Here is a 12,042-nt window from a genome sequence, read left to right as displayed (position 1 = left end):
ATGAATTTACTTTTTGCGGGCGGTCACGGGTGAATCTTCCCTGATCGATCCCGCTTCACGAAACCAGATCTCAAAATTTCTCCGAAATTACCGGCGACATTACCTTTTGGGTTTTTTTCGGGCGACGTTACATGAATGAAACGTTTATAATTCGTCTGCCTTGAAATTTTCTGTAATTAGTACTTGGTAGGGATCGGACGGAAGTAATTGCTACCTACGGCGCTTGCGCGCAGAGGTGCCAGTTTGTCTCCGTTCAGACGGGTGGTCGCAGGTTCTGCGTAGATGTCGACCGCGGAAATGCAATGCCCCGACGTTGCCTGTATCACATTGATGTAGATCAATTTCGTCGAACCCGAAAGGGCTCTCGACGGCATGTTGTTGCCAAAACGCGCAAGACGACTCAGCCGTAGTTGAGGATTCCTGATTGCAGGAGTCGGTCTCGGCTCGTCTATCAAATCATCTGATCTGGTATCAGATGTGTACAGGGAATCGATCCGCGCTAGCGCGGGGTCTCCGCACGTTCCCGGTCATCGAAAGCGAGATTGCATGAACGCGTGTCCTGCTCATGCCTGGACATCATAGTAAGTAATCCGTAATAAATAGTCGATGCCGGTTTCTTTGTATTCGAAAACGCCACAGCGGGACGATCTGTCAACGATCTTGCTGGACTTTCGGGGAAAACTGATTTCACCGGGATCAACGGACAATGATGAGCTATTGGAAACTATTGGGTGTTGCATCGGCAACCGTGCTGGCTTCGTTTGGTGCAGAGCAGGCGTACGCCCAGGCATCGACGATTACCGTTGCAGGCCAGTCATACACACTGTGCGGCAAAGAGAATAGCAACTGCTCGTTCCTCGGAACGGGCTCTGTCGTGTTTGGCGCCGTGCCGCCTAACGCGCCCTCCGTGATGCTCACGGCGCCGCGTACGTTCACGAATGGCGTTGGCTGCTATGTCGGCGCGGTGTCGAATACGGACCCTGCGTACGGTTACGGAAAAGCGTGCTGGGTGCGTGCCGTCGCGGCCGGCTCGCCGGCTGCAACGCCGGCTCCCGCGCCGGCGCCGACTCCCACACCGACGCCGACACCGACTCCCACGCCGACGCCGACACCGACACCAACGCCGACGCCGACGCCGACGCCGACGCCGACGCCGACGCCGACACCGACACCGACGCCCGCACCCGCACCGTCACCTTCGTCCAGCGCGGCGATCTCGTGCGGAACGGCGGTGCAGAAGGCTGGCGGCACGGCGAACGGCCTGATCACGGCCGACACGCCGACCACCGACGGCCTGCGCGTGTTCCAGAACAACGCGCCGTTCAACCTCACGGTCACGACGAACGCACCGAACGCGGATACCGTGATCTGGTCGATCGCGGATTCGAATGGCGCGATCAGGACGCAGGGCAGTTTCCCGGTGAGCGCTGGCGTGCAGACCAACACCCTCTCGTGCAAGTCGACATGGTCGGGCTATGGCGCGATCACGGCCACGCTGCGCGCGAATGGCGGCACGCTGCCGCGTAGCGGCACGCGTCCGACAGGCATTGCGACGTTCGGCGTGCTGCCGAATCTCGCCTCGGCACTCGGCACGGTCACGTACGCGCATCAGGACCAGCACCGTTTCGGCATGCAAGGGTTCAACGGCAACATCGCGGCACTGCGCGCGCTGGGCATCACGTGGACGATCGACAATCGTCAGCAGTCGCAGATGGAGCCGAATGGTCCTAACACGTACACGCCGAGCGTGAACGATCTCGATCCGTTCTATAAGGCCAATCCCGATCAGATGCGTATCGTGCGGCTCGACGGCATCCCGGCGTGGAATTCGAAGACGGGTCAGTTCACGGACAGCTACTACGCACCGAAGGATCTGACCGCGTACCAGAACTTCATGGCGAAGGTGGGTACGGATACAAGCCTGATCCGCGCGGCCAACTACCCGAACCAGCAGAAGAATTACTATCAGGTGACGTGGGAGCCGAGTCTCGGCTGGGCCGATAGCGACGCGAATTTCGTCGCGATGTACAAGGCTGCCTATGAAGGCATCCACTCCACCGATCCGAACGCGGTCGTGATGGGCACGGGCAATCCGTTCGCCGCGAACTGCACGACGTGCACGACCGGCTATCTGCAGAAGTTCGGTGCACTCGGCCTGTGGAATTACATCGATGCCGTCTCGACGCACGGCTACTGGAATGCGGGTACCTACCCGGCGCATCCGCCGGAGCAATACGATTCGGACCCGAGCGCCGCGAACCAGGCCAATGCGCTGGACAACCAGATGGCGCAGTTGCGTCAGGTGATGCAGAACGGCAAGCCGAACATGAAGCTGTTCTTCACGGAAGCGGGCACGAGCTACGATCCGGGTCTGGCGTATGGTCCCACCGTGCCGTCGCAAAACCAGCTGTTCGCGCATGCGGCCGTTGGGGTGCGCTCGCACATCATCGTGCTGGGCGGCGGCGCGCAGCTCACGACGCTGTTCTACGGCGCGGACTATCCGGGCGAAGTGGGCTACGGTTCGTTCTTCGACCTGAACAATGCGCAGGGCGCGTTCGGCGCGTCGAACCTGTCGCCGAAGCCGGAAGCGATGGCGTTTGCCACGATGACGCGTGTGCTCGACGGCACCAATACGTTGGGCCGCGTGAAGAACACGCCTTCGGGCACCTTCGTGTACGACTTCCAGCAGCTGAACAACGGCAAGGTCGTGACGGCCGCGTGGACGCACAACAACAGCCAGTGGCCCGTCAATGGCGTGTATAGCACGACCTATTCGACGACCTATTCGCTGCAGGTGGACAATGCGGGCACGTCGGGCAACGTGACGAAGATCGACGGGTATGGCAACGTCACGACGCTTCCGTATTCGAACGGCCAGGTGTCGCTGACGCTGACGGAAGTGCCGCAGTACATCGTGTCGAACAACGCGACGGTCGCGAAGAACAATTCGACCGTGCCGGTTGGATACACGGGACAGTAAGCGTCGACGCCAGCTGTCTTCAAGGGACCCAGGAGGGCAACCTCCTGGGTCCCTTGTTCGTTTACGGGTGACGCACGTCGAAGGTGTGGTCGCCATAGCCGGGTCGCCCGGCCGACCAGGACACCGCCTCGACGGGGATCATGCAGAATCTCGACCAGATGGCGCGTCTGCGCACGAATAGCGGCACTGAAATGTTGCGCTAAAATCGTGGCACCGCCGGAACGAAACAGCGCCAGCGGTCTGGTGCGAACACGGCTGCCAGTGCGACCGAAAACAACAACGCCGCTATGCTGATGGGGAACGCGAGTCGCTTGACGACATTCAGGCAAACGTTGTCGGCTCGCTGTCTGGTCGGGTGGACCGAGCTTGCTGCAACTCGACCCGTCAGCCTTCCGAGGAACAATCAGCGGCGAAACACACATAAGGCATTATGTATTCGACCTTGCCAGCGTTCGTATCCGCGCTGTTCCTGGGCTTCGGTGTCTACGTCCTGCTGACTGAAGGCGTGACGCGTCTGTCGACGCCATTCGCGTTGATGTGCATGGCGACCTTCGCGTGGCAGGGCACGTGGGCGTTCCTGTTTCAGACCACGAGCCCCGAAACGGCCGGCATACTGGTCAAGGCAGGCTATTTCTTCATCCTGTTCCTGCCAACAACCTTCTATCACTTCGTGACCGAGCTCGTCGAACGGCGCGACGAGCGGCCTCTACTGACGGCGTCGTATGCGCTGTGCGTGATCCTCGCGGTGTTGCTGATCACGAGCGACGAGGTGGTAGCCGGTTTCGGCGTGCATTTCTTCGGCGATTATCCGCTTGCCGGGCGCTTGCACCCGGTGCACGTGATGCAGACCGTGTTGCTCGCCGCGCGCAGCGGATGGCTGCTGATCGTATCGAGGCGTCAGGCGCGTGCCCGTCACAGACGGCGCCTGCTGGGCCTTTGTCTCGTGAGCCTGTGCCTCTATTCTTTAGCGGCGGGCGACTATGCCGTCAATTACGGCTATGTGTTCTATCCGCCCGGCGTCATCTTCATTGCCATTAGTCTGGGCATTCTCGCCATCACCATTGTCCGGCATGGGCTGATGCGGCAGTACTTTCTCGCCGCGACGGTCGCGCAAGAAGTCGCGATGCCGCTCGAAGTGATCGGCATGCATGCCGATGAACTCGGCAACGCGTTGCCGGAATTGCTACGCGGATATCAGCTTGCCGTGCGGCACCAGTTGCTCGTCAACGGGCTGTATCCCGGACAGTCCGAGCGCCTGCCAACCCTTACCCGCGCGATTCGCCGTCAGATCGACAGCACGAGTACCGTGGTCGAGATGTCGCTTGCGTCGTTCACACTGGACCGGCTTGATCGCCGCAGCTTCGGCCCGCAGTCGATCAGGCACTGCGTCGAATCGGCGCTGGAGCGCTATCCGTTCCTGCCGGGCGAGCGCGGTCGCGTTTCCGTCATCCCGATCGACCCGCAGTTGCGATTCTCGGGCACGGATTCGCTGTTCGCGTTCGTCATCTTCAACCTGTTGAAAAATGCGCTGTACGCGATCGAGTCGAGCGGATCGGGCAGCATCACGATCAGCGCGGGGCGTGACGGCGGTTTTTGCGTCGTTCACTTCAACGATACCGGTCCGGGTATCGCAGCCGACGTGCTGCCGCATATCTTCGATCCGTTCTATTCGACCCGGCCGCACGGACACGCAGGCGGCATGGGGCTCGATTTCTGCAGGCGAGTGTGCGACGCGTTCGGCGGCACGATCTCGTGTGCATCGACACCGGGCGTGCTCACCACGTTCACGCTCAGATTGCCGGAGCCGGGTTCGGCGGCGGACCGCGCAGTGCACGATCCGCCGGCGCGGGCCCGGCGCTCGCGCGCCGGGCAGGGTGGAATCGACTAGTTCGTGACGGACGGCAGGATCACTTCATATTCCTTGACCCGTTCGATGATTCCTTCCGGGAAACGCCGGATCCGTTTGTCCATTCCGGCAAACAGAATCTGCTGATATCCGTGCGACACAGGCCGTCCATCCACGCAGAAACGGAACAGCAGGTACGCCGAACATTGCCGGACCTGGAACGTGTTCAGGTAGCAGTCGACGCGCTGGAACGGAAACGTCTCCTGCACGTATTCCTGATGCGCGCGTTTCGTGACAAAGGTGCCCCCGGCGGCCAGCAGATTGTTGTGAATGCACTCATGGAACCAGCGTTCCCGGCAGACGCCCTGCCACTCGAAGTAACGGGCGAAATACGTATTCATGAAGGCATTGGAATCCTTGAGGTAGATGTCGATGACATGGTGAAAGGTTTTCTGGGGGGCCCCCTCAAGGTTATCGGCCGACAACAGTTCGGAAGTACGCGACAGAACTTGAGGGATGGCTTCGCGAGTCAACATGCATTGCTCCTTGGGATGCCGCTGGCGGCGGCAACGCATTCCTCCTGCATGAAGGAACGCCCCAATTCTGGCCCCTCGACTGGAGTTTCCATTTCTAATGCCGTTAAAGGACTGGTGGGGCGGTGAACGGGCGGCACTGACTGGAGCGCGCGCGGTTCCGCGCCGCACCTGTTTCCCCGCAATAACAGAGAGTTCAACGATGAAAGTAGAAGATCTGATGACGAAGCGCGTCGTAACGATCGGTTTCGACGACACGCTCCAAACCGTCAAGGACATATTCGAGCAATCCGGGTTTCATCATCTGCTCGTCGTTGAGGATCGGGAACTGCAAGGCGTCGTATCCGACCGCGATCTGTTGCGCGCCTTGAGTCCGTTTATCGATAGCGTGGTCGAGACTCAGCGCGATACCGCCACGCTGAACCGGCGCGTGCATCACATTATGAGCCGCAAGCCCATTACGCTGAGGCCGGACGCCGAGGTGAGCGAGGCCATCCAGTTGTTTCTGTCGCATCCTGTCTCTTGTATTCCGATTGTCGACGGTGGGTCGAGGCCGGTGGGAATCGTCAGCTGGCGCGATGTGCTGAAGGTCTGTTCGGAGATGCTGAAGCCGCCGGCGGATGAAGGCGGCGCCGGGCCCGAAGCGCGCGGCTAGCCTTGCTTCGCTTGTCAGCCAGAGCGCGATATTCCTGCGGCGCCATGTCTGTGGCGGCGCGTTGCCATTATTGGCAGTCATTCGACAACGCCTGAGTGCCGGCGAATCGGCAGGCCACGGCGATGCCTGAAGACTCAGGCACCGCCGCTACGACCCAAATAGTACTGTTGCAGTTCTTTACGCCTTCGAGGAAGGACGCGTCGACACCTTGCCGTACCACGCCTGCAGCGCGTCGAATTCCGCTGGAACGTTCATCTTCATACCGCCTGCCGCAAAGTCGATCGTCACCAGCGTCGTGATGTCGGCCGCCGAGAATTCATCACCTGCGACGAACGGCACTTGCTTGAGACGATCGTTGAAGTCGGCAAAGAAGTTGGCCACACGCAGCTGGCTGCGTTCGACGATCTCGGGAATCTGCTCGTAAGCATGCGGACCGGACAATGCACGGCCTTTCAAGGCCGCCACGGCATTGCGCACGCCTTCCATCACTGCCGCGAATCCGTCGAGTTCGGCGCGTCGTTCCCACATTGCAATCAGCGCTTTCTGTTGTGGTGTCGTGCCCAGCAAAGCGGGCTTCGCCGGATACGCTTCTTCGATGTAACGCCAGATCGCAGGGACTTCACCAATCGTCGTACCGTCATGCAGAACGAGCGCGGGAACCTGAAGACGAGGATTGATCGCGGCATACGCAGCGGAGAATTGCTCTTTCGCGCCAAGATCCACCGCTTTAGCCGGGATCTCGATGCCTTTCTCGGCGAGAAAAATGCGAACGCGGCGAGCATTCGGAGAAGCCTTTGATTCGTAAAGCGTGAGTTCGGTATTCATTTTATTTTCCCAGTTTCGATGAAAAGCTCGCGGAGGCTTCAGCCCCAAACGCGAGCGTGCCGGTGATATCGCGGCCCGATCAGAGCTTCGATCCGCCGTCGACACGCAACGTGTCGCCTGTGATCCAGCGTGCGTCGTCGGAGGCGAGGAACACAGCGGCGCCCGCGATATCGCCGGGCTGCGCGACGCGTTTGAGCGCCTGCATGCCCAGCGTGAAGTCGCGGCCGGCGTCCGTTCTCGCGAAGTTCGACATGTCCGTTTCGACGACACCCGGCGCGATCGCGTTGACGCGAATGCCGCGTTCGCCGAGCGCGGACGCGAAGTGACGCACGAGCGTGTCGACGGCGCCTTTGGTCGACGCGTACGCGGACAGGTTATTGACGGAAGCGCGTGCCGCAAGCGAAGACAGCAACACGATGCTGCTGCCTTCACCCAGCACGGGCAGCAACTGCTGCACGAGGAAGAATGGTGCGCGCACGTTGACGGCGAACAGGTCGTCGAAATCTTCGACGGTCGTTTCCTCGATCGGCGCAGCCTTCGAAATGCCTGCATTCGCGACGAGGATGTCGAGGCGCTCGCCCGTCAGCGACCGCACGCGCCTGGCGAGTTCGTGCGGCCCGTGCGCGTCGCGCAGATCGGCGGCGACCTTGTCGGCCTGTCCGCCTGCCGTGCGGATCGCTTCGACGACGGCGTCGGCGGCCTGCTCTGCGCTGCTGTAGTGGACCAGCACGCGCGCGCCGGCTTGTGCGAGCACGATGGCCGTGGCGCGGCCGATGCCGCGGGATGCGCCTGTCACGAGCGCGGTCTTGCCTGTCAGCTTGTTCATGATGAGATTCCGTTGAATGTGATGGGAGTGCATCACGCGTAGCGTGCGGCAGCTTCCGGGAGATACAGATCGACGTGTGCGTCGAAGCGTTCGGGGTACGGGTACAGCGAGCCGTGATTGGCGTCCGGATAGACTCAGGACGCGGTCCGGCCGCCGTTCACGCGCAAGACCTCGCCCGTCATGAATCCGGCCGATGCCACATACACGATCGCCTCGGCTATTTCATCCGGGGTGCCAGCGCGCTTGAGCGGCACGGTGTCGAGAAAGGCGGCCTTGCGCTCGGATGTCTGCGTGAGACGGTCGAGCATCGCCGTTTGCACGGGCCCGGGCGCGACGGCGTTGACGCGCACGCCAAACGCGGCGGCCTCGAGGGCCGCCGACTTCGTCAGGCCTTCGACGGCGTGCTTGCTCGCGACATAAAGCGATGCGCCCGCCGCACCGCGCGCGCCCATTGTGGATGACACGTTGACGATGCTGCCGCTGCGTTGGGCCGACATGGCGCGCAACTCGTGCTTCATCGCTAGCAGGGTGCCGAGCACGTTCGCATCGAAAACGGCGCTATAGCGCTCGACGGTCTGGTCGACAACGGGCGCGGATTCACCTTCCGTGCCTGCCGCGTTCACGGCGATATCGAGTTTTCCGAAGCGCGACCGTGCGCTCGACGAGCGCCTGCATGTGGTCTTCCACGCGTACATCGGCGACGATGAATTCCGCTTCTGCGCCCAACGAACGGAGCGTTCCGGCGAGCGCCTGGCCCTCGTCCGCGCGCCGCCCGGAGATCACGATGCGTGCCTTCGCGTGTGCAAAGGCGAGGGCGGTCGCGCGTCCGATACCGCTCAACGCGCCTGTCACGAGTACGACGGTTTGCTCGTTCATGTCGGTTCCTTATTCACGTTCTTCGATCGAATCGACACGGTCGCTGTAGAACGCAAGGTGCTCGCGGATCGATTCGACAGCGGGATATGGCGACTCGTAAGTCCAGATCGCGTTGACCGCGCGCTCGCCGCCCGAGGGGATCGAGAAGTACGCGGCGTCGCCCTTATATGGGCAGTAGGTCGAATGCTCAGTGCGTTCGAGCAGGGCGATGTCGACATCCTTTCTCGGGATGTAGAACACAGGCGCATAGTGAGTCTCGCACAGCGTCAGCGCGTCGCGCGTGTCTGCGACGACGCGGCCCGCGACCGTGACGACGACGCGAAGGATTGCGTTCGATTTCGATGGGGTGATCGGGACCGGGAACCTTCACGGTTCTTGGGTTCGGCGTGTTGTTGCTGGACATGTTTTAGCTCCTTGAGTCAGGCGGTTTCATCGCTCGATGCTTCGGCGGTGGTGTCGTCGTAGGCGGGAAAGTCGGTGTACGCGCGTTCGTCGCCGCCCCAGAACGCGTCGCGCTGGTAGGGCGCAAGCGGCAAGTCGCGCCGCAGGCGTTCGGGCAAGTCGGGATTCGACGAGAACCAGCGGCCGAACGCGACGAGATCGGCGTCGCCGCGCTGCAGGATCTGCTCGGCGCCTGCGCGGTCGAAGCCGCCCGCCGCGATGATCGGGCCGTCGAATACCTTGCGAAGGAACGACGACGCGACGGGCGCCTGACCTTCGACGAGCGTTTCCGTGCCCATCACACGCGGCTCGATCACATGCAGATAGGCGAGGCCATACGCATTGAGCCGTTCGGCGAAGTATCCGAAGGTTGCCTCGGGGTTGCTGTCGGAGATTGCGCCCCAACGGCCGCTCGGCGACACGCGCACGCCGACGCGGTTCGCGCCCCACACGGAGGCGAATGCATCGACGAGTTCGAGCGGGAAGCGCGTGCGTTTTTCAATCGTGCCGCCATAGGCGTCCGTGCGTCTGTTGGTGCCGTCCTGAAGGAACGTGTCCGCGAGGTAGCCGTTCGCGTTGTGCAATTCGACGCCGTCGAAACCGGCGGCTTTGGCGCGCTCTGCCGCACGTCTGAACGATTCGACGATGGCGGGAATCTCGCTGGTTTCGAGCGCGCGATGCGGCGAGTTGGGCACCCAGCCGTTCTGCGTGAACACGGTCGTTTCGTACGGCACGACGGACGGCGCAACGGGCGCATTGCCCCAGCTCAGATCGACGTGCGACTGGCGCCCGTCGTGCGCGATCTGCATGAAGATGCGCGCGCCATTCGCGTGAACGGCGTCGGTAATCCGCTTCCAGGCTTCGACATGTTCGTCGGTATAGATGCCGGGTGCGCCGAGATAGCCGCGGCTGTCATAGGAGGGATGTGCGCTTTCCGTGATCAGCAGGCCGCCTTGCGATGCGCGCTGCCGGTAGTACTCGACCATCATCGCGCTAGGGCTGTCGTCGGAGTCGGAACGCAGACGCGTCATCGGCGCATGCACGATGCGGTGTGACAGTGATATCGGGCCTACGTTTGTCGACGAGAACAGTTTGAGATTCGAGCCGGTCATTTCGATGCCTTAATTGGTATAAATCGGATGCGTTGCGATTGTTGTATGCCCGTCAGAGCTTCGATCCGCCGTCGACGCGCAGCGTGTCGCCCGTGATCCAGTTCGCCTTGTCGGAAGCAAGGAACGTCACCGCGCCGGCGATGTCATCGGGTTGCGCGACGCGCTTCAGGGCCTGCAGGCTCAGCGTGTAGTCGCGGCCTGCATCGGTGGTCGCGAAGCTCGACATGTCGGTTGCGACGACGCCGGGCGCGATCGCATTCACGCGCACGCCGCGCTCGCCGAGCGCCGATGCGAAATGCCGCACGAGCGTATCGACGGCACCCTTGGTGGCCGCATAGGCGGCCAGCTCGCCAACCGATGCGCGCGCCGCCAGCGACGACAGCAGTACGACGCTGCTGCCTTTGCACAGCACTGGCAGGAGTTGCTGGACGAGGAAGAACGGCGCGCGCACGTTGACGGCAAAGAGCTCGTCGAAGTCTTCGACCGTCGTGTCTTCGATGCTTGCAGCCTTGGCGATGCCCGCGTTCGCGACGAGCACGTCGAGCCGTCCGCCGATGATGGCGCGCACGCGCTGGGCGAGCGTGCGGGGACCGTCGGCCGTGCGCAGGTCGGCGGCGATTTTCTGCGCGTGGCCGCCGGCCGCGACGATCCCGTCGACGGTCGCGTCGGCGGCTGCTTCATTGCTGCTGTAATGCACGAGCACCTGCGCGCCGGCGCGGCCGAGCGCAAGCGCAATGGCGCGGCCAATGCCGCGGGATGCGCCCGTGACGAGCGCGGTTTTTCCAGTGAGGTCGGTCATGGCAAAGCTCCGTCTGGTTGATCGGCGGGACCTTCCGGCAATAACAGGCAGGCATGGCTGCAACACTGTCTTCGCCGGCATCCGCATCGGGCGATACGACTGCTGGCATGTAATCTAGACTTCGCTTGCGTAAAGAAAAAAGACTTTGTAGGCTGGCGGGCATGCTCCGGAAGCATGGCTCGGGAGGCGTTCAAAACGGGCGAACCAGGAGGAAGCATGGAGTTGCGCCATCTGCGCTATTTCGTTGCCGTAGCGGAAACGGGCAGCCTCACGGTCGCCGCGGAGCAGCGGCTGTTTACATCGCAGCCGTCGCTCAGCAGGCAGATCCGCGATCTCGAGGACGAAGTGAAGGCAGAGCTGTTCAGCCGAAGCGCGCGCGGCGTCGAGTTGACCGCGTCGGGCAAGGCGTTTCTCGACCATGCACGGCTTGCGCTCGCGCAGGTCGATGCCGCCATCGAAGCCGCGCGTCGCGCGTCGCGTCCCGCCAAACAGGTATTCGCACTCGGTTTCCTGACGGGACAGGAAATGACCTGGCTGCCGCGTGCCATGCAGGTGTTGCGCGACGAGTTGCCGAACATCGACGTGACGGTGTCGAGTGGCTACTCGCCCGATCTCGCGGACGCCGTAGCGCGCGGCAAGCTCGATCTCGCGTTCGTGCGCAAGGAGCCGGGGCTCGATCTCGATTACCGTGTCGTCTATCGCGAGAAGCTCGTCGTGCTGATGCCGAGCGACCATCGGCTGACGGCGAAGCAGGCGGTGCATGCGTCCGATCTGCAAGGCGAGACCTTCATCATGGCGTCGAACAAGGCGCGCGTGCTGCACGACGTGGTCGCGCAATATCTGCAGGACAATGGGCTCGACCCGGAGCCGGAGCATGGCGTCGATAACCTTGCGATGGCGATGTCGCTGGTTGCATCGACGCGCGGGATTTCGTTGATGCCCGAATACGCGAACAATCTGCTGCCGTGGTCGGTGGTCAGTCGTCCGCTGGCAGGCGAGGCGCCAACCGTCGATCTCGCGATCGGCTACAGCCGATCCAATGCGTCGCCCGTGCTGAAGCTGTTTTTATCGAGGGCGGATGAACTGGTGGAGGGTCGCTGAGCGAGCGGCTGGCCGATATTGGCCGGATGTGCCGGACATTCACCCGGC

Annotated in this window: 9 protein-coding genes and 2 pseudogenes; 4 read left to right on the top strand and 7 right to left on the bottom strand. The window is 62.2% G+C overall.

What is annotated here, in order from left to right:
* Positions 1 to 706: 706 nt before the first annotated feature.
* Both KFO72_RS07025 and KFO72_RS07020 read left to right on the top strand, forming a co-directional pair.
* On the top strand, positions 707 to 2,980 hold the full coding sequence (locus KFO72_RS07025; protein ID WP_176053564.1) for a hypothetical protein: 2,274 nt from the start codon (positions 707 to 709) through the stop codon (positions 2,978 to 2,980).
* A 430-nt stretch (positions 2,981 to 3,410) separates the two neighbouring features.
* The gene (locus KFO72_RS07020; RefSeq protein WP_054931006.1) at positions 3,411 to 4,868 is read left to right on the top strand and encodes a sensor histidine kinase; all 1,458 of its coding nucleotides are present in this window, start codon (positions 3,411 to 3,413) and stop codon (positions 4,866 to 4,868) included.
* On the opposite strand, the gene KFO72_RS07015 is transcribed toward KFO72_RS07020, so the two are convergent.
* Positions 4,865 to 5,362: an acyl-CoA thioesterase gene (locus KFO72_RS07015; protein ID WP_007747667.1), complete on the bottom strand. Its 498-nt coding sequence runs from the start codon at positions 5,360 to 5,362 to the stop codon at positions 4,865 to 4,867. The two genes, KFO72_RS07020 and KFO72_RS07015, sit on opposite strands and share 4 nt — an antisense overlap.
* Before the next feature lie 199 nt (positions 5,363 to 5,561).
* Here KFO72_RS07015 and KFO72_RS07010 point away from each other — a divergent pair, with 199 nt between their 5' ends.
* Positions 5,562 to 6,014 (top strand): CBS domain-containing protein, encoded by a 453-nt coding sequence (locus KFO72_RS07010; protein WP_225031729.1) that lies wholly within the window; start codon positions 5,562 to 5,564, stop codon positions 6,012 to 6,014.
* A gap of 177 nt (positions 6,015 to 6,191) precedes the next feature.
* Here the strand turns inward: KFO72_RS07010 and KFO72_RS07005 are convergent, their stop codons facing one another.
* The 6 genes and pseudogenes from KFO72_RS07005 to KFO72_RS06980 form a co-directional block, all read right to left on the bottom strand.
* Positions 6,192 to 6,839 (bottom strand): glutathione S-transferase family protein, encoded by a 648-nt coding sequence (locus KFO72_RS07005; protein WP_225031738.1) that lies wholly within the window; start codon positions 6,837 to 6,839, stop codon positions 6,192 to 6,194.
* Between the two features lie 79 nt (positions 6,840 to 6,918).
* A complete protein-coding gene (locus KFO72_RS07000; RefSeq protein ID WP_225031728.1) occupies positions 6,919 to 7,665 on the bottom strand; it encodes an SDR family NAD(P)-dependent oxidoreductase in 747 nt (248 codons plus the stop codon).
* A gap of 134 nt (positions 7,666 to 7,799) precedes the next feature.
* Positions 7,800 to 8,541, bottom strand: a pseudogene (locus KFO72_RS06995) (SDR family NAD(P)-dependent oxidoreductase).
* Positions 8,542 to 8,550: 9 nt separating this feature from the next.
* A pseudogene (locus KFO72_RS06990) lies at positions 8,551 to 8,944 on the bottom strand (DUF427 domain-containing protein).
* A 16-nt stretch (positions 8,945 to 8,960) separates the two neighbouring features.
* The gene (locus tag KFO72_RS06985) at positions 8,961 to 10,094 is read right to left on the bottom strand and encodes an alkene reductase (protein ID WP_225031727.1); all 1,134 of its coding nucleotides are present in this window, start codon (positions 10,092 to 10,094) and stop codon (positions 8,961 to 8,963) included.
* Between the two features lie 52 nt (positions 10,095 to 10,146).
* Entirely contained in the window at positions 10,147 to 10,893 is a 747-nt protein-coding gene (locus KFO72_RS06980) for an SDR family NAD(P)-dependent oxidoreductase (protein WP_176053561.1), read from the bottom strand.
* 216 nt (positions 10,894 to 11,109) lie between these two features.
* Here KFO72_RS06980 and KFO72_RS06975 point away from each other — a divergent pair, with 216 nt between their 5' ends.
* Entirely contained in the window at positions 11,110 to 11,994 is an 885-nt protein-coding gene (locus KFO72_RS06975; protein WP_060608886.1) for a LysR family transcriptional regulator, read from the top strand.
* The last annotated feature ends 48 nt before the right edge of the window (positions 11,995 to 12,042 follow it).

The organism is Paraburkholderia sp. XV, from assembly GCF_020177535.1.
Taxonomy (GTDB): domain Bacteria; phylum Pseudomonadota; class Gammaproteobacteria; order Burkholderiales; family Burkholderiaceae; genus Paraburkholderia; species Paraburkholderia caribensis.
Note: the sequence above shows the minus strand (reverse complement) of the source record. Positions and strands in the feature narration are given on the sequence as shown.

What these genes read in the sequence shown, in the direction of transcription:
- KFO72_RS06985 (WP_225031727.1), bottom strand. Translation starts at nt 10,094, where the DNA reads ATGACCGGCTCGAATCTCAAACTGTTCTCGTCGACAAACGTAGGCCCG.
- KFO72_RS06980 (WP_176053561.1), bottom strand. Translation starts at nt 10,893, where the DNA reads ATGACCGACCTCACTGGAAAAACCGCGCTCGTCACGGGCGCATCCCGC.
- KFO72_RS07005 (WP_225031738.1), bottom strand. Translation starts at nt 6,839, where the DNA reads ATGAATACCGAACTCACGCTTTACGAATCAAAGGCTTCTCCGAATGCT.
- KFO72_RS07015 (WP_007747667.1), bottom strand. Translation starts at nt 5,362, where the DNA reads ATGTTGACTCGCGAAGCCATCCCTCAAGTTCTGTCGCGTACTTCCGAA.
- KFO72_RS07020 (WP_054931006.1), top strand. Translation starts at nt 3,411, where the DNA reads ATGTATTCGACCTTGCCAGCGTTCGTATCCGCGCTGTTCCTGGGCTTC.
- KFO72_RS06975 (WP_060608886.1), top strand. Translation starts at nt 11,110, where the DNA reads ATGGAGTTGCGCCATCTGCGCTATTTCGTTGCCGTAGCGGAAACGGGC.
- KFO72_RS07010 (WP_225031729.1), top strand. Translation starts at nt 5,562, where the DNA reads ATGAAAGTAGAAGATCTGATGACGAAGCGCGTCGTAACGATCGGTTTC.
- KFO72_RS07000 (WP_225031728.1), bottom strand. Translation starts at nt 7,665, where the DNA reads ATGAACAAGCTGACAGGCAAGACCGCGCTCGTGACAGGCGCATCCCGC.
- KFO72_RS07025 (WP_176053564.1), top strand. Translation starts at nt 707, where the DNA reads ATGATGAGCTATTGGAAACTATTGGGTGTTGCATCGGCAACCGTGCTG.